Source organism: Faecalibacterium sp. AF28-13AC, assembly GCF_003478405.1.
GTDB lineage: Bacteria > Bacillota > Clostridia > Oscillospirales > Ruminococcaceae > Faecalibacterium > Faecalibacterium prausnitzii_E.
Genome location: NZ_QUFG01000003.1, coordinates 166214 through 183234, shown reverse-complemented (window position 1 = coordinate 183234; position 17021 = coordinate 166214). Strand labels below are relative to the sequence as shown.

The window sequence follows — 17021 nt, the reverse complement described above, 5'->3', positions numbered from 1 at the left end:
TCTCAGGAAATGACTGAAGTAGATAAGCGGCAGGAGTTATCCCTGCGCGAAGTAGAGTTGATTCGTGAACTGGCGCAGATTCGTAAGGAAAGGAGCGAAGAACTGGAATTTGAAAAGTTCGATGGGTACGAACTGCCGCCTCGGACGCAGTTTTCTATGGTTAAAAAGCCTGCTGTCAGTATCAAATACGGCGAAATGACATTCAATATGGCCTGCATCCGGCTGTTTGAGGGTATAAAGTACATTTTGCCTATTGTCAATACAGCAAAGAAGCGGATGGCCTTGATTATGTGCCCCGAAGAAGATAGTGCGTCTGTAGAATGGGCACGGCAAAAGAATGGCGTATGGGTAAACAAGTCTATTTCGTCACTGGAGTTTCTGGAAAAGATGTTCCGCATGATGAACTGGAATCGGGAGTGCCGCTATAAAGTGCTTGGACGGGTGGCTAATTCAGATCAGGGACTGGTCATGCTTTTTGATTTGGAAGAAGCTATTATGTTTACTCCGCAGCCGCAGGAGTTTACAGACCCAATGACGGGAGAAGTGAAGAAGAAACAGGTCAAATTCTTCCCGGATATTTATAAAGGCAGAATTGGACGGTCTTACAATGACTACGTGGCAACACACCAGATGAGTATGTTTGAAAATATCGTCAGCTATCAAGGCGATGAGCAAGCACAAGCGGCGATCATGGCAGAAAAAATGAAGAAGTAGAGGGAAAAAAGGAAGCCGAAGACGTGGAACCAACTGCTTCTGCAGCGACTGAAACAGAACGGATAGACCACGAAATCAATTCATCAGGCCCATCATCAACACAAACGATAAATACGGAAAAAGGTCAATATCTGTATGAGAAGAGAGGGGCGACTACATGAGCAATGAGAGAGTGATGCGCCTTGGATTGACGATTTCTGCAAAACAGAGCCAGTTGACAATCAGCAAAGATGTGATTCGTATTTTGGGGAGTCCAAGCTATGTTTGTGTGCTGCAGGGAAAGGATAAACAATCTGTTGCAGTGGCGTGTTGCGAAGCATCTCATCCGATGTCGTTTAAGGTGCCGGAAAATCTTCTGATGGATAACAGGTGCAATATGCGAATTTGCAGCCAGCAGTTCATCGATCGCTTGGTTGAGGCAAACAATTTTTCTCCGTTAGAATTTCATAGGGTAGAGGGTAAGTATCTACCTGAGCTTAATGCAGTTGTGTTTCCAATAAAAGTAATGTGAAAAATGAACAGGTGGTTTCGCACTGGATGCAGAACCGCCTATTCAGTGTGGATTTTTCAGAATGGCTCTTTGCATGCGCTTCTGGAAACAAATGGTCTAGCTGTAGAAAAAGACCATCAATTTAAAGGACGGTATGATGCTGAGAAAAATGCGGTTGTTATTTCGCTCGAAGAAAATGAATTTGAGAACGAATGTTAATCGAAAATAGGCTTGAACCTCTAAAAGTATTTGACTTGACATTACGTCCGATTGGTTGTACAATATGACCAAATGGACGTAATGGAGGGGGCGATTCCTATGAGTGGTGGAATTTTAGATGGTTTTCAAACGATAATTCCAACAGCAGCGGCTGTCTTATCGGAAAGACGACAAATGTTAAGGATGACGCAACAAGAGGTTGCTGATCGAGCCAATATAACTTTACGTCAATATCAAAGGCTGGAATCTGGGGAAAGAAACATTTTGACTTCTTCTTTTGGCTTGGCGTGTCGGGTAATTGAAGCGCTTGATATGGATGTTTCTAAATTCTATCATGGCGACTATTACCTTGAAGAACTGAAAACTATTGAAGGCAAATGATTGGTGGCAGGGTAAAATGCCAATTTAGGGGATGATATGACGCGGAGAAAATGCTGCTATAATTTCGCTCGAAAAGATGAAAGGGAATGTTAGTACAGACAAAGAAAAAAGAGCCTGCTGAATGAAGCAGACTCCGTGATAAGAAATTACACGGTAGGATTGACGGGAGAAACAGTAAGCGTTAATCCGAGGTGCTGGAAAATATTCAAGAGGGTTCCGAGATTAGGCGTTGTTTTGCAGGACTCAATTCTTGCAACAGAGGATTGCGGCAGACCGCACATGGCGGCAAGTTCGCGTTGGCTTAGGCCAAGCGCATTCCGCTGCTCAACCATGGCAGTGACAATTGCAGCCACTTCCTCTGTTTCTTTGATGTCCTTTGCTGTTTCAGGGTCTACAGTACGAACGTATTCTTTGTAATCATTCCATGTTTTCATAATTTAGCAGTCTCCTTTCTGCGAAGATAGTCGTTGCGCTCTGCTTTTGCTTTCTCAATTTCGCGTTTAGGCGTTTTTTGAGATTTCTTTCGAAACTGATGAAGTAGTACATAAGTATCATTTTGACAGAAAAAGTAGAATATGTGATTGTTTCCAGGCCGAAGCTCCCAAATGCCATCGTCAAGATGCTTCGTAATCTCTGCATTCATGTGGGTTCCATTTTGCTGAAGTAGTTCAATGTAGAGGCTTGCCTGTTTGTGCTGTATCCGTGCATCTTTATTGGTAGGAGCCTTGAGGCGTAAAGCTTCAAGAAAATCCCAGATAGGACACTTTCCATCTTCTGTTTCGTAAAATTCAATCTCATACATTAGAATATTGTCTCCAAAGTGGCAATGTGATTTTCTATTTATATGATAGCACAAATGCTATCACGCGTCAAGAAGGAGAGAAAAGCTCAAATCAAAAAAATAACAAGAGAAGTCTTTCCGAGTTTGAAACCGTATCGGTTTCGGCTTGGAAAGGCTTATTTTTTTGCAAAAATTTTTGTTCCTTACTTGACAACCGCATATGGGCAACCAGAGAAAAGCCTGATTTTATGCGGGTTTACGCGGCTTGACCTTTTTACCTCAACCTGTTTCTGCCTGTCATGGTGCGTTACGGCCAGCGTGATTTCAGGTGCTAATGGCTTCTGGTTGCGCTCTATACTTAACCCACCACAGCGAAAGCTGATAGAGCAGAAAACAGAATAAGGAGGTACGAAGGCAAGCCTGCGTATAGATTGTTGCTGCAATCTGTATATAAGACATATTTTTGATGGGATTCTATTGTATTTTCAGGAAAGAAATTCGTATCAACCTGCCGCAGCACGATGACTGATGCGCAGGAAAATGAAAAATGATCCGGAAAAAACGATACATACGAATATCAACTTCACATGGCGGAGGAGTAGCTCCGGGAAGGCGAACGCCCCGGCGGGAGCCTAGGGCCCCGGGTGCTCCGAACAAAAACAACAGTAAAAGTTCATCTTTGAAAGGCAAAAAATGGACTCTAGAGAAAAACTTCGCAAAACCTTGCAAATGACGCTAAAACGTGATATAATTTTGGTACGAACAAGCCGGTTTTGGTACGACAACGGTATGTTGTGGTACTGTAACTGTTGTTTCGAAATTATGAACGATCACAAAAAAATCGTGAAAATTTAGCGTAGATACGATGACACCTATCAGGTTCAGGTCGTGTCCTGGTACGACAACGAGAACTCCTACACCTTTCAGATGGTCCGTACCATTAAGTACTTCGCTGAGAACTGCTAATCACAGCTCTACGCTCAAAAGTGCTTGAGGTGCCGTGCTGAATGACAGCTAGTACCGGCTTTGCTGGTACGAACATGCTGTGATAGGTGCGACAACAGGAACTTGAGTTCTACACCCTTCCTTTTGCGGGTCTCCGTGAGAGGAAGGGTGTTTTTGTTATGTGAGCTCCATCATAAACCAAGCGCCCCTTCCGATGTGGTCTGCCACAGGGAAGGGGCGCGTTTGAATGCGGGATATTTTATTTTTTGCTATTTCCCACCCGCATCTTGAAATCCTCATACCCGAACTTTACAAGCTCGCGGCAGGTGCCGGCGGCGTCCATCGTCCAGATGGGCGGAAGGGGCATACCGTTGAAGGTGTTGTTCTTGCAGGTGGTGTAGATGGCCATATCCCCGAAGAGGAGACGGTCGCCCTCGGTGAGGGGGGCGTCGAAGCTGTAGTCGCCGATGACATCCCCGGCCAGGCAGGTCGGGCCGCCGAGCCGGAAGGTGACGGTTTTTTCGCCGGGGTCGCCCGCGTTCAGCAGGGGCGGGCGGTAGGGCATCTCGATGACGTCCGGCGTGTGGCAGGCAGCGGACAGATCCAAGATGGCAAGGCTGGTATCGCCGTTGCGCAGGGTGTCCAGTACCGTGGTGACGAGATAGCCTGCGTTCAGCGCCCAGGCCTCGCCGGGCTCCAGATAGACCTGTACGCTGTACTTTGTCTGTGTCTCGGTGATGCAGCGCTCCAGCGTGGGCAGGTCGTAGCCGGGGCGGGTGATGTGGTGTCCGCCGCCAAAGTTCAGCCACTGCATCCGGGGCAGCAGGTCGCCGAAGCGGTCTTCCACGGCGGCCAGCGTCAGGGCCAGCGCGTCGGAATCCTGCTCACACAGGGTGTGGAAGTGCAGGCCGTCCAGCAGACCCGGCAGGGCCGGGTCTGCCTGCACAGCGGCGTCCCACTGGGCACGGGTGGTGCCCAGGCGGCTGCCGGGGGCGCAGGGGTCGTAGATCGCGTGGCCTTCCTGGGTCGAGCATTCTGGGTTGATGCGCAGACCGACGCTCTTGCCCGCCGCTTTGGCTGTCGGGCCGAATCTGGCCAGCTGGCGGGGCGAGTTGAAGACGATGTGGTCGGCGTAGTGCAGCAGCTCGTCGAATGCGTCGGCCCGGTAGGCGGCGCAGAACACGTGGTTCTCCTTGTCGGGCAGCGTTTCCCGGCCGAGGCGGCTCTCATAGAGGCCGCTGGCCTCGGTGCCCGCCAGATAAGGGGCCAGCAGGGGATAGAGGTCGAAGTTCGAGAACGCCTTCTGTGCCAGCAGGATCTTGCAGCCGGTGCGCTGCTGCACCCCCAGCAGAAGTTCGCCGTTGCGGCGCAGCTGGGCTTCGTCCAGCAGATAGCAGGGGGTGGGCAGGGCAGACAGCGCGGTCTCGGAGAGGTTCGCCAGCCCGGCAAAGGGCGGGCGCGTGTCCCGCAGCCGCATCAGTCCACCAGAGCCGGGGCGTGGCTCTCAGAACGGGGCAGGCCGTACTTGTCCAGAGCGTCCAGATACGGGTCCGGATCGAACTCTTCCACCGTGTGGACACCCTTGGTGGTCCACTTGCCGGTCAGCAGCATGAGGGCACCGCACATGGCAGGCACACCGGTGGTGTAGCTGATGGCCTGCGAGCCGACCTCGCGGTAGCACTCCTGATGGTCGCAGACATTGTAGATATAGTAGGTCTTTTCCTTGCCGTCCTTCTTGCCGGTGAAGATGCAGCCGATGTTGGTCTTGCCCTTGGTGCGGGGGCCGAGGCTGGCGGGGTCGGGCAGGAGGGCCTTGAGGAACTGGATGGGCACGATCTCCTGCCCATTGAATTCGATGGGCGTGGTGGACAGCATCCCCACGTCCTCCAGGCAGCGCATGTGGTCGAGGTAGCTCTGGCCGAAGGTCATGAAGAAGCGGATGCGCTTGGCCTCCGGGATGTTCTTGGCCAGAGACTCGATCTCCTCGTGGTGGAGCAGGTACATGTCCTTTTCACCCACCTGATCGAAGTTGTACTCCCGCTTGATGCTCATGGCCGGGATCTCGACCCAGTGGCCGTTCTCCCAGTAGCTGCCGGGGGCCGAGACCTCGCGCAGGTTGATCTCCGGGTTGAAGTTGGTGGCGAAGGCGTAGCCGTGGTCGCCGCCGTTGCAGTCGAGGATGTCGATGGTGTCGATGGTGTCGAACTCGTGCTTCTTGGCATAGGCGCAGTAAGCCTGGGTCACACCCGGATCGAAGCCGCTGCCCAGCAGCGCGGTCAGGCCGGCTTCCTCAAACTTTTTGGCATAGGCCCACTGCCAGCTGTAATCGAAGTAGGCAGAGAAACCGGCCTCCTTGCAGCGCTTCTCGTAGATGGCGCGCCACTCCGGGTCGTCCGTGTTCTCCGGCTCGTAGTTGGCGGTGTCCATGTAGTTGACGCCGCAGGCCAGGCAGGCGTCCATGATGGTCAGATCCTGATAGGGCAGGGCGATGTTCATCACGAGGTCGGGCTGGTAGCTCTTGATGAGGGCGATCACTTCGTCCACCTTGTCGGCGTCCACCTGGGCGGTGGTGATCTGGGTGGCAGTCTTGGGGGCCAGTTCAGCCGCGAGTTTGTCGCACTTGGACTTGGTGCGGCTGGCGATGCAGATCTCGGTGAACACTTCGGGGACCTGGCAGCACTTGTGGATGGCGACGGAAGCCACGCCGCCGCAGCCGATGATCAGAACTTTGCTCATGGTAGGTTTCTCCTTTGTTATCATATATCGCAGCGCAGAGCGAACGCCTGCGCGTGGTTTCATCAGACCTGGAAGCCGGGCCAGCCCTTGTCGAGCGCGATCAGCAGCTCCCGCAGGACTTTGCAGGCCGTGGCCGTGGAAACACCGGTGGTGTCCAGCGTGGGGGCCAGCTCGTTGAGGTCGGCACCGACGATGTTTGCGCTGGTCACGGTGCGGATGGCATCCAGCAACTGCAAAAAGCTCACGCCGCCCGCTTCGGGGGTGCCGGTGCCGGGGAAGCAGGAGGGGTCCAGACAGTCGAGGTCGATGGTCAGGTAGACCGGGGCCTTGCTGGCACAGAGCTGCTCGGTCAGTTCGGCAAGGCCGGTGAAGTCGAACTTGTGCATCTCGGTGTGCTGGGCTGCAAACTCGAACTCGGTGCGGTCGCCGCTGCGGATGCAGAACTGGTGGATGTGCCCGTCGCCGACCAGCTCGTGGCAGCGGCGGAGGACACAGGCATGGCTGAGCCGGGCACCGAGGTAGTCGTCCCGCAGGTCGGCGTGTGCGTCGAAGTGGACGATGTGCAGGTCCGGGTACTTCTTCACGGCGGCCCGCACGGCCCCCAGCGTGACAAGATGTTCGCCGCCCAGCAGGAGCGGGAACTTGCCGTCCTTCAGGACCTCTTCGGCGCGGGCTTCGATGTCGGCCAGCGCCGATTCGCTGGAGCCGAAGCAAAGCTCCAGATCGCCGCTGTCGAAAATGTCGAAGTCGGTCAGGTCGGCGTTCTGATAGGGGCTGTAAGTCTCCAGACCATAGCTCTCGTGCCGGATGGCGGCCGGGCCGAACCGGGCACCGGGGCGGTAGCTGGTGGTGGAATCATAAGGCGCACCGTACAGCACGATGCTGGCGGCGCGGTAGCTGCTGTCGCAGCCGATAAAGGTCTCAACGTTGGGTTGCATCAGTGTTCCTCCACTTCCCGCAGCATCTCTTCGAGGAAGGCGGGCAGATAAAATGCGCCGACATGGAGCCGGGCAGTGTAATAGCGGGTGCGCATGTTCAGCGCCTTCCATGCGTCGGCGTCGAGGTCGTCGATGGGGTGATATTTCTTGCTGGCAAAGCCGAACAGCCAGTACCCGGCGGCAAAGGTGGGGATGTGTGCCTGATACACCCGGCTGATGGGGAAGGTGGACGCGATGCGCTTGTGGCTGCGCTGCATGGCGCTGGCGTCCTCGGCGTAGAAGGGGCTGCCCTGCTGGTTGACCATGATGCCGTCGGCCCGCAGCGCATTGAAGCAGCTGCCGTAGAACTCGCGGGTGAACAGGCCCTCGGACGGGCCGAACGGGTCGGAGGAGTCCACGATGATGAGGTCGTATTCTTCTTCGCACCGGCGGATAAACTTGAGCGCGTTCTCAAAGTAGATGTGCACCCGGCGGTCGTCCATCCGGCAGGCGTTGCCGGGCAGATAGGCGCGGCAGGCCTCCACGACCTGCGGGTCCATCTCCACCAGGTCGATCCGCTCCACCCGGTCATAGCGGGTCAGCTCCCGCACCACGCCGCCGTCGCCTGCGCCGATGACGAGGATGTCCTTGGCCTCCTTGTGCACGGCCATGGGCACATGGACGATCATCTCATCGTAGATGAACTCGTCCCGCTCGGTCAGCATGACGTTGCCGTCCAGCGTGAGCACCCGGCCGAACTCCGGGGTCTCGAAGATGTCGATGCGCTGATAGTCGCTCTGCTTGGAATAGAGCTGCTTATTCACCCGGATGCTGTGTTTCACATCCGGGGTGTGAAATTCCGAAAACCAAAATTCCATGTTTTCCTCCTCAGGCCAGAACGTTCAGGTGTAAAATGTCGGGGTCTTCCGGGCCGGTCATACTGCAGCCCTTGGCCTTGGCGTACTCGATGTAGTTCAGGATCTCCTTCGTGATGCGCTCGCCGGGGGCCAGAATGGGGATGCCCGGCGGGTAGCACATGACGAACTCGCTGCAGACCATGCCTACGGTCTCGCGCAGAGGCAGGCTCTTTTTGGGCGCATAGAAGGCCTCCTGCGGGCTGGTGGCCACCACGGGGTCGATGTATTCCTGGCTGAGCAGGCCGGTGCCGTCGGTGCGGTAGCGGCGCTTGATCTCGGCCAGTGCGCTGACCAGCCGCTCCACTTCCTGCGGGCGGTCGCCGATGGAGAGGTAGGCCAGGATGTTGCCGATGTCGCCGAACTCGATCTGGATGTCGTATTCGTCGCGGAGGATGTCATAGACCTCGATGCCCGCCAGGCCGATGTCCAGCGTGTGGACGCTGAGCTTGGTGGTGTCGAAGTCGAAGACCGAGTTGCCGTTGCACAGCTCCTTGCCGAAGGCGTAGTAGCCGCCCACCGCGTTGATCTCCTCGCGGGCATACTCGGCCATGTCGGCCACCTGGTGGAAGACCTGCCGCCCCCGCTGGGCCAGATTGCGGCGGGAGATGTCCAGGCTGGACATCAGCAGATAGCTGCCAGAGGTGGTCTGGGTCAGGTTGATGATCTGCCGCACATAGCCGGGGTGGACGTTCGGTCCGATGAGCAGCAGGCTCGACTGGGTCAGGCTGCCGCCGCTTTTGTGCATCGAGACGGAGGCCATGTCGGCCCCTGCGGCCATGGCCGAGACCGGCAGCCCGCCGCCAAAGTAGAAATGGGTGCCGTGGGCTTCGTCCGCCAGGCAGAGCATCCCGGCGTCATGGGCCATCTTGACGATGGCGCGCAGGTCGCTGCAGATGCCGTAGTAGGTGGGGTTGTTCACCAGAACGGCCACGGCGTTGGGGTGCTCCCGGATGGCCTTTTCCACCTGCTCCCGCTTCATGCCCAGTGAGATGCCCAGGCGCTTGTCCACCTCTGGGTTCACGTAAACGGGCACAGCGCCGCAGAGCACCAGCGCGTTCAGCACGCTGCGGTGCACGTTGCGGGGCAGGATGATCTCATCGCCCCGCTTGCAGGCGGTCAGCACCATGCTCTGCACCGAGCTGGTGGTGCCGCCCACCATCAAAAAGGCGTGGGCCGCGCCAAAGGCATCGGCGGCCAGTTCTTCGGCCTCCCGGATGACCGATACCGGGTGGCAGAGGTTGTCCAGCGGTTTCATGCTGTTCACATCCACGCCCACGCACTGCTGGCCCAGAAAGGCGGTCAGCTCCGGGTTGCCCCGGCCGCGCTTGTGGCCCGGCACGTCAAAGGGCACCACCCGCATCTGCCGGAACTGTTCCAGCGCTTCGTAGATGGGTGCCCGGCGCTGGTCCAGCCGGAACCGTGTACGGTTCTCACTCATGTTCTTTTCCTCCGTCCCTGATCCCCTGACAAACAAAAAAGCGCAGGACCAACACCCAAAGGTGCAGACCTGCGCTTTGCAAAAAGCGTTTGAATGTGCGCACAAAGCCCCCAGCGGCGAGCCGGAACCGGACGGTGTGCAGGATCCAAAAGACGGGATGAGGAGAGTCTATATAGCAATTACACTTTTACTACTCTTATTGACCGTTTCACAAGTCTGCGCAGCGGGTGCGCAATTTCATGGCTGTAAAGGAACCAACTTATAAAATTCGAGATCTTAACTCGATCAATAATGGCGGCGATGCCGCCGGTCGGCAGTGGACCCGGCTGTCCGTATGGCCTTAGCCCCGATGGGCGGTCCCAGGTAAATTGCTTTGAAAAGACTCCGACATGCTTTGTCTCTCAAAATCAAATGTTATCTTATCATGCCGGTTTCACGCTGTCAATCCTTTTTTGAAAAAATGTAAAAAAGGAATGAAAAAACACAGATTCTGGAGAAGGCGGCGGGAAGCGGGCAGACCAGACGGATTCGATGTTTTCCGACACGCTTTGGCGGCGCAGATGGGGCAATTCTGCGTGAAAGGGGGTGTTTCGCGCGTGAAAGGCAGGTGCAGGGGGCGGAAAAATGTGGTACAATCAAGTTGCAAGGGGGGAGCGTAGCGATGGAGCTGCGGATCGCGATCGTTGAAGACCAGAAGTTTGAAGCCCAGCGGCTGGAGCGGCTGCTGCGGCAGACGTGGGAGGATCCTGTCGTCTGCGACCTGTACGAGAGCGGCGACGCATTTTTGCACAGAGCCGCCGCCGGGCCGTATGCTGTGGTGTTTCTGGATATCTGCATGGAGGGCACGAACGGCATCGGGACGGCCCGGCAGCTGCGGGAAAAGGACCCGCATCTCCTCATCGTCTTTGTGACCTCGTCGCCGGAATACGTGTGGGAAGCCTTTCCGGTGCATCCGTTCGATTATCTGCTCAAGCCGTATAAAGAGGAAAAGATCCGGCAGCTGACCGCCGAACTGCGGCGGGTGCTCTGCCGCCAGGAGCCGGAGCTGGAGGTGCGCATCGCACGCCAGACCGTGCAGCTGCCGCTGAATAAGATCCTGTATGCGGAATCCCAGAACCACTTCGTCCGGATCGTGACCGACGACGGCGAATGCCGGGCCGCTGCCACCTTTGCGCAGGTGGAGCAGCAGCTGGAGACGCAGGAGAACTTTCTTGTCTGCAACCGGGGCCTGCTGCTGAACATGGATAAGGTGCTGCGGTTCGAGGGCGACTGCATCGAGATGCTGGACGGTGCCCGGCTGCCCGTCCGCCTGAAGGATAAAAACAGCCTGTTTGCGCAATTCACACAATATCAATTCCGCCACATGCAGCGGGAGTTCTGAGAGGAGAAAAACGCCGTGGATGCTGTGTTGTTCGGACGCTACTTTCTCGAATTTGCATTGTTGTATCCGGGGGCCTATCTCTGCCTGGCCCCGCTGCGGGACCACCTGAAGGCCCCAAAAACGACCTGCTGGATCGCGGGCGGTGCCCTCACGGCGCTGTGCCTTGGGTGTGCAGCACTGTGCACGATCTTTGAACTGCCCAGCAACGTTTTCCTGCTCCCCATTCTCATCGTCTCGTTCTGGCTGCTGCGATGGCGGACGGAGGGAGTGACCGTCAGCCAGACGGCCTTCCTGTTCTCGGTCTCCGCTGTCATGCTGGCGGTCTGTTCGCTGATGGCCGTGGTGCTGAACGCCCGCGCCGAGACCGGCAACCAGCAGGAGGCCAATCTGGTCTCCACAGCGCTGCTGGCGCTGTGTCTCTCGGCGGTGCTGAGCGTCCTCTTCCATTTCACGGCCGTCCGATGGAGCGCATGGCTCTTGCAGGAATACCACGGCGAAGCGTTCTGGCAGTCGGCGTGGCCGCTGCCGGCCATCTATGCGGCCTTCCTCATCTTCTGCATCCCGCTGGACCCGTCGGTCGTCCTGCTCAACCGGATCATGATCATTGCGGTGCTGGCGGTGTCCATCTCGCTGCTGGGCATCTTCCTGCTGCTGTACGAGATGTACCGGGTGGCGCAGGAGTACACCCGGAACACCCAGTTGGACCGGGAAAACCAGCTGCTGGGCGTGGAATCCCGCCGTTATATGGAGCTGCGGGAATACATGGAGCAGACCCGCAGCCTGCGGCATGATTTCCGCCAGCACCTGCACGTCATCTCCGGCCTGACCGAGGCCGGGCAGCTGGACGAGCTGAAACACTACCTCAGCCAGTACGAGAGCGAGCTCAGCGAGGCCCGCCCCACCCTGTGCGCCAACCCCGCAGTGGATGCGCTGGCGGGCCACTACGACCACGAGGCCCGGCAGAAGGGGGTGCCCATCGAATGGAAGCTGGAGCTGCCCGTTCTGCTGCCCATGCCGGAAGCCGACCTGTGCATGATCCTGGGCAACCTGCTGGAAAATGCGCTCGACGCCAGCCGGAAGCTGACGCCGGACCAGCGGCAGATCCGGGTGATGGCCCGGATGCTCAGCCCGGCCATGCTGGGCATCGTGGTGGAGAACCGCTACGACGGTGTGCTGAAAAAGCAGAGCGGCATCCTGCACTCCACCAAGCACGAGGGGATCGGCATCGGGCTGGTCTCCATCGAGACCGCCGTCCGCAAGTACAACGGCGATCTGACCGTAGAAACGAAGAACAACGTCTTCCGAGCCAATGTGCTCCTGAATTTATAACGAATCGACAACGCATCAATGGAAAATTGGAGGATCGACACGATGAAAATGACACGACGCAGCTTTCTCAGCGCATCTGCATTCACCCTGCTGGCCTGCGGCCTTGCACCTGCCGCCCATGCGGAGGAGACCAACAGCCTGTTGACCGGGCTGCTGGGCAGCAAGGCGGAGACCGCCCTTCCGCCCAAGCCTCTGACCGCCAAGGTCGTGGATGCCAACCCCTTTATGGGCTTCAGCGAGTCCAACATCCACCACGACTGCTACAACACCGACTCCACAGATGCCGTGCTGCCCATCGGCATCTGCCCGGAAGTCAATGTAGCGATGGAAAAGGTCAACCCCAATGCCTCTCCGGCCATCTTCTTTGACAATTTCGACAACCCCATCAGCCCGTTCCTGGGCGGCCTCGCCATCCGGGACCTGGATGCGGAAGAGGTGACCACGCGGGGCTTCTTTTCGCCCACCAGGCACGACGGCGGCGGGTATGTCATCCAGAGCTCCTATTCGTTCGTGGACGGGCGGAACCTCATCGTCTGCCCCACCAGCCACAACCACGTCCTGATGCTCCGCGCCGCCGACGAGAACGGCACCCCGCTGCCGGTGTTCGAAAAGATGCTGGACATCGACATCAAGGCCGCAGCCGAAAAGGTGCTGGGCAGAACGCTGGACCAGAAGCTCCTTTCCGTCGTCTTTGACTACGAGGGCAACCTCTGGTTCGTGACGGGCGGTTTCCGCATCTACCCCAGCCGGGGCCAGCAGGGCGCGATGGGCTATGTCTCCCATGCCGCCATCGAGGCCATCCTGGCGGGCGGCACGGCCGACCTCGACCACGAAGTCCACGTCTATGCGCCCATCGCCGGGGAAGGTGCCGAAAACGGCATCGCCGCCTGCAAGGAAGGCGCGGTCATCCTGACGAACCTGGCCTGCTACCTGCTGCGGGCCAACAACGGCGTGGAGGTCGTCTGGCACACCGGCTACAACAGCGTGGGTGCCAAGGACAGCCATGAGGGCGACGCCACCACCGGCGGCGGTCTGGCCTGGGGCAGCGGCTGCTCGCCCTCCCTCAGCCGGGACCTGGTCTTCTTCACCGACAATCTGGACACCGTGAGCCTGCTGGCGCTGGATATCCACACCGGTGCCATCGTGGCCAGTCTGCCCGTCATCGACGAACTGCCCGCCAATATGCCGGTCTCGGTGGAAAACTCTGCCATCGTCTACGACCACGGCACCGGCACCATCAGCACCATCGTCTGCAACTGGTTCGGCGCCGGCAGCCCGAACCTCGCCAAACCCGACAACGATTCCTCCATCCAGAGCTACGAGAACATCTACGACCGCAACTGGCTGATGAAGGGCAACAGCATGATCATGCCAGGCATCGAGCGGGTGGATACCATCCGGACCGACGACGGCTGGACCATGAAGAGCGTCTGGTGCCGCGACGACCTCAGCGACACCTCCATGATGAAGCTCTCCACGGCCACCGGTTATATTTACGGCTTCGTGCAGGATGTGGACAGCGGTATGTGGCAGTACATCGTGCTGGATTTTGAGACGGGCAGGACCGTGCTCACCGTGGACGTCGCGTCGCTGTACGGCTACAACAACATGGCCATCGGCATGTATGCCGGGCGGGACGGCAACAAGCTGTACTGCCCCACCGGCTACAAGGAGCTGCTCCGTTTGCAGGACCGCTTCGTCTACCTGCCGGAGATGCCCTACCGCAAGGTGGACCTGGATAAGACCCGCCGCACCGTCGTTTCGGCGGCAGAATTTGCCGCAGCAGGCGGGCAGGGCACCCCGGCGACCTGGCTGCACACCGTCACCTTCGACAACCTCCACCCCCAGACCATTGCCGCCATCCGGGTCAACGGCCTGACCGGCAAGGCCTCCGACTACAAGCTCTACGCCAAGGGCACCGACGGGCAGTATCACGCCTTTACGGGCAGCTGGTCGCTGGAAAATGCCTCCGGTCGTCTCCGCGCGCAGAAGGTGTACGAGATCCGCTTCACCCTGCAGGACGGCGGCGACTTTGACCTGAGCCCGGACGCAAAAGAAGTGACCGCATCCATCCTGCTGGCCCGCTGATCTCCCGAAAGCTGTCTTTCTCTCTTCTCTTTTGAAAACCGCCGTCTGCCTTTGGATTCGTTTGGGCAGACGGCGGTTCTTTTTGGTTGCACTTTGGCGGCAGAGCCTTTGAACGCTGCGTCCGGGAACCCTCGCGGACCGGCCCGAAACGAAAATCAAACAGAAATTTCACGATTTAGGGGTTGTGTTCCGGGGTGTGAAATGGTATGCTTGAGATACTTTGCAGCCTCCTGCGGGAAATTCCAGAGGAAGGGAGCGTCTGATAGAAGATGCAGAAACACACAAAACAGTTGATCGCAGCCGTTGCGCTGCTTCTCATTGCAGCGGTGCCGCTCGCACTGCACATCGCAAACGCAGACCCCACCGACGAGGCTGTGGCCAGCGCTGCGGCCAGCAGTTCGGAAGCGCAGGCAGAAGCGCCGGTGTCCTCCAGTGCGGCCAGTGCCGCAGACTCCACCAGTGAGCCGGAGCCGCAGCCGGAAGAGGAGCCGGACGCATCCTCGGAGGAAGTGGACAGCAGCGCAGAGAGCGGGGACGCAAGTGCGTCCTCGTCCGAAGCAGCCGCTTCCTCGAAGCCCGCATCGAGCCACGCCGCTTCTTCGAAGCCCGCTGCACATTCGGCGGCGTCGTCCCACGCGGCATCGTCCTCGCATTCGGCCGCTTCGTCTCATGCGGCGTCGTCCTCGCATTCGGCGTCGTCTTCGACATCGGCCTCGTCTGGCAGCTCGCATACAACGGAGACCACGGATGCAAAGGTCAATGCGTATGTGCGACGGCTCCGGAACCTGCAAAAACGCAGCAGCAAAAAACTGTATCAGACCGCAAGCAGTGCGTACAGTGAATATATGGAGCACCCCGTAGAAGAACGGAATCTGGCGTTGAAGGTCTCCATCGTGCTGGGGAAGACGATGGAATTGACCAAACTGCAGAGCGAATGCGACAAGGAGTTCAAGGAGATCGTCACGGAGCTGCGCCAATATCTGCGGGAAAATGGTTACGACCAGAGCATTGCAGATGCTGCGGAAAAAGAGTACAAAGAAGAAAAAGATGCGATGATCAAAGAGCTGACGAATGTGACCTACAGCCAGGTGACCGGCAAGGGCGAAGGCGGCAAGTGGCTTCAGGAACACGCGGACATGGGCCAGTAAGACCGAACATCAAACAAACGCGCAGAGCGTGCTTCCCGAAGCGGGGAAAGCGGCTCTGCGCGTTTTTCTGTACCTGGCACTCACAGCAGCTCCGGCAGCTGCCGGAGCACGAAGTGGTTCTTGCGGAAGGTGAGCAGCCCTTCGTCCCGCATCCGGCACAGCTCCTTGGAGAGGGCGCTGCGGTCAAGGTTGAGGTAGTCGGCCAGCTGCTGGCGGTTGAAGGGAAGGTCGAACTCCATGCCGCCCGCCTGAACGGCCTGGCCGGACAGGTAGGTCAGCAGCCGCCCCCGCACGGTCTTGGGGGCGGTGCAGAGGATGCGGCGGGAGAGGGTAAGGTTCTTTTTCATGGAGACACGGAGCAGATTCCGCAGCAGGCGGTCCTGCCAGCTGTGCTCGGCGTGGGGGCGGGCAAGAGCAGCCGTGTCCAGAAACAGCACCTCGCAGTCTGCCGCCGCGAGGACATCCACCATCAGCGGCTCTCCGCAGAACGCATAGGTCTCGGCAAAGGCCTGCCCCTCGCCCACCTCGCTGAGGATGCTTTTGCTGCCCCAGAGGTCGATGCTCTCGATGTGGACGGCACCCCGCAGTACGATGCCGATCTCATGCACGGTGTCGCCGGTGTGGAAGATGGTCTGGCGGCGGGCAAAGGCTTTCCGCCGCAGGCAGCGGCCGCGTTCCATCTGGTCGATGTCGGCCTCGGTCAGGCCCTGAAACAGAAAAATCGAGTGATAGTCCATAAAAATCCCTCTTTGTGGTTACAACAACCGAATCTTTGCTGTCATTATAGTATACTGTGCACAGAAAAAGCAAGGAGGATTCTCTTATGATCCGAAAAATCATTCACATAGACGAGGAAAAGTGCAATGGCTGCGGTGCGTGTGTCACGGCCTGCCACGAAGGGGCCATCGGCCTGGTCAACGGCAAGGCCAAACTCATGCGGGACGATTACTGCGACGGCTTTGGCGACTGCCTGCCCGGCTGCCCCACCGGTGCCATCACCTTTGAAGAGCGCGAGGCTGCGGCGTATGACGAGCAGGCCGTGCTGGAGAACAAGCAGAAAAAGGCCGCTGCCGCTGCTGCCCCGGCACACTCCGGCTGCCCCGGCCACCAGATGCACCAGTTCGACCGCAAAGCGGCACCGGCCTCTGCGGCAGGTACCGCGATGCCCTCCCAGCTGGGCCAGTGGCCCTGCCAGATCAAGCTCGTGCCCGTGAACGCGCCCTACTTCAACGGGGCAAAGCTGCTCATCGCGGCAGACTGCACGGCCTACGCCTATGCGAACATCCATCAGGAGTTCATGCAGGGCAGGATCACCCTCATCGGATGCCCCAAGCTGGACGCCGTGGAGTACAGCGAGAAGCTGACGGCCATCCTCTCCCAGAACGACATCCGGAGCGTGACGGTGCTGCGCATGGAGGTGCCCTGCTGCGGCGGCATCGAACACGCTGCCGTGACGGCTCTGAAGAACAGCGGCAAGTTCATTCCCTGGCAGGTGGTGACCTTCTCCATCGACGGCCGCATCCTGGACCGATAAGAT

The 17021-nt window shown here is 58.0% G+C and carries 16 protein-coding genes; 8 read left to right on the top strand and 8 right to left on the bottom strand.

Annotation, left to right across the window (positions count from 1 at the left end; genetic code table 11):
- The first annotated feature begins 9 nt into the window (after window positions 1-9).
- The 3 genes from DWY95_RS05355 to DWY95_RS05345 all read left to right on the top strand — a co-directional run bounded on the left by DWY95_RS05355 (window position 10) and on the right by DWY95_RS05345 (window position 1804).
- A complete protein-coding gene (locus DWY95_RS05355; protein ID WP_118552675.1) occupies window positions 10-714 on the top strand; it encodes a hypothetical protein in 705 nt (234 codons plus the stop codon).
- A 157-nt stretch (window positions 715-871) separates the two neighbouring features.
- Window positions 872-1225, top strand: coding sequence for a hypothetical protein (locus DWY95_RS05350; protein ID WP_118552674.1), 354 nt, complete (start codon window positions 872-874; stop codon window positions 1223-1225).
- Between the two features lie 297 nt (window positions 1226-1522).
- Entirely contained in the window at window positions 1523-1804 is a 282-nt protein-coding gene (locus DWY95_RS05345; RefSeq protein ID WP_158577523.1) for a helix-turn-helix transcriptional regulator, read from the top strand.
- A 146-nt stretch (window positions 1805-1950) separates the two neighbouring features.
- Here DWY95_RS05345 and DWY95_RS05340 read toward each other — a convergent pair whose 3' ends face one another.
- From DWY95_RS05340 to DWY95_RS05310, 7 genes are all read right to left on the bottom strand, one after another.
- Window positions 1951-2238 carry a helix-turn-helix transcriptional regulator gene (locus DWY95_RS05340; protein WP_118552672.1) on the bottom strand — a complete coding sequence of 96 codons (288 nt, stop codon included), beginning with the start codon at window positions 2236-2238 and terminating at the stop codon, window positions 1951-1953.
- The gene (locus DWY95_RS05335; RefSeq protein WP_118552671.1) at window positions 2235-2606 is read right to left on the bottom strand and encodes a type II toxin-antitoxin system RelE/ParE family toxin; all 372 of its coding nucleotides are present in this window, start codon (window positions 2604-2606) and stop codon (window positions 2235-2237) included. Before DWY95_RS05335 ends, DWY95_RS05340 begins: the two co-directional genes overlap by 4 nt.
- A 1183-nt stretch (window positions 2607-3789) precedes the next feature.
- The gene (locus tag DWY95_RS05330; RefSeq protein ID WP_118552670.1) at window positions 3790-5007 is read right to left on the bottom strand and encodes a carboxynorspermidine decarboxylase; all 1218 of its coding nucleotides are present in this window, start codon (window positions 5005-5007) and stop codon (window positions 3790-3792) included.
- On the bottom strand, window positions 5007-6266 hold the full coding sequence (locus tag DWY95_RS05325) for a saccharopine dehydrogenase family protein (protein ID WP_097793184.1): 1260 nt from the start codon (window positions 6264-6266) through the stop codon (window positions 5007-5009). Before DWY95_RS05325 ends, DWY95_RS05330 begins: the two co-directional genes overlap by 1 nt.
- A gap of 62 nt (window positions 6267-6328) precedes the next feature.
- On the bottom strand, window positions 6329-7204 hold the full coding sequence (gene speB / locus DWY95_RS05320; RefSeq protein WP_118552669.1) for an agmatinase: 876 nt from the start codon (window positions 7202-7204) through the stop codon (window positions 6329-6331).
- Window positions 7204-8061, bottom strand: a complete 858-nt coding sequence (speE, locus tag DWY95_RS05315) for a polyamine aminopropyltransferase (RefSeq protein WP_118552668.1) — start codon at window positions 8059-8061, stop codon at window positions 7204-7206. The genes speB and speE overlap by 1 nt, the downstream gene beginning before the upstream one ends.
- 10 nt (window positions 8062-8071) lie before the next feature.
- A complete protein-coding gene (locus DWY95_RS05310) occupies window positions 8072-9538 on the bottom strand; it encodes an aminotransferase class V-fold PLP-dependent enzyme (RefSeq protein ID WP_118552667.1) in 1467 nt (488 codons plus the stop codon).
- 661 nt (window positions 9539-10199) lie between these two features.
- Here DWY95_RS05310 and DWY95_RS05305 point away from each other — a divergent pair.
- The 4 genes from DWY95_RS05305 to DWY95_RS05290 all read left to right on the top strand — a co-directional run bounded on the left by DWY95_RS05305 (window position 10200) and on the right by DWY95_RS05290 (window position 15484).
- On the top strand, window positions 10200-10919 hold the full coding sequence (locus tag DWY95_RS05305) for a LytTR family DNA-binding domain-containing protein (RefSeq protein WP_118552666.1): 720 nt from the start codon (window positions 10200-10202) through the stop codon (window positions 10917-10919).
- 15 nt (window positions 10920-10934) lie between these two features.
- Window positions 10935-12248 carry a sensor histidine kinase gene (locus DWY95_RS05300; RefSeq protein ID WP_243082590.1) on the top strand — a complete coding sequence of 438 codons (1314 nt, stop codon included), beginning with the start codon at window positions 10935-10937 and terminating at the stop codon, window positions 12246-12248.
- Window positions 12249-12290: 42 nt separating this feature from the next.
- Entirely contained in the window at window positions 12291-14336 is a 2046-nt protein-coding gene (locus DWY95_RS05295) for a hypothetical protein (protein WP_243082589.1), read from the top strand.
- A gap of 269 nt (window positions 14337-14605) precedes the next feature.
- Window positions 14606-15484 carry a hypothetical protein gene (locus tag DWY95_RS05290; RefSeq protein ID WP_118552665.1) on the top strand — a complete coding sequence of 293 codons (879 nt, stop codon included), beginning with the start codon at window positions 14606-14608 and terminating at the stop codon, window positions 15482-15484.
- 80 nt (window positions 15485-15564) lie between these two features.
- Here the strand turns inward: DWY95_RS05290 and DWY95_RS05285 are convergent, their stop codons facing one another.
- Complete coding sequence (locus DWY95_RS05285; RefSeq protein ID WP_118552664.1) at window positions 15565-16221, bottom strand: Crp/Fnr family transcriptional regulator; 657 nt, start codon at window positions 16219-16221, stop codon at window positions 15565-15567.
- Between the two features lie 86 nt (window positions 16222-16307).
- Between DWY95_RS05285 and DWY95_RS05280 the strand changes: the two genes are divergently transcribed.
- Window positions 16308-17018, top strand: coding sequence for a 4Fe-4S dicluster domain-containing protein (locus DWY95_RS05280; RefSeq protein ID WP_118552663.1), 711 nt, complete (start codon window positions 16308-16310; stop codon window positions 17016-17018).
- The last annotated feature ends 3 nt before the right edge of the window (window positions 17019-17021 follow it).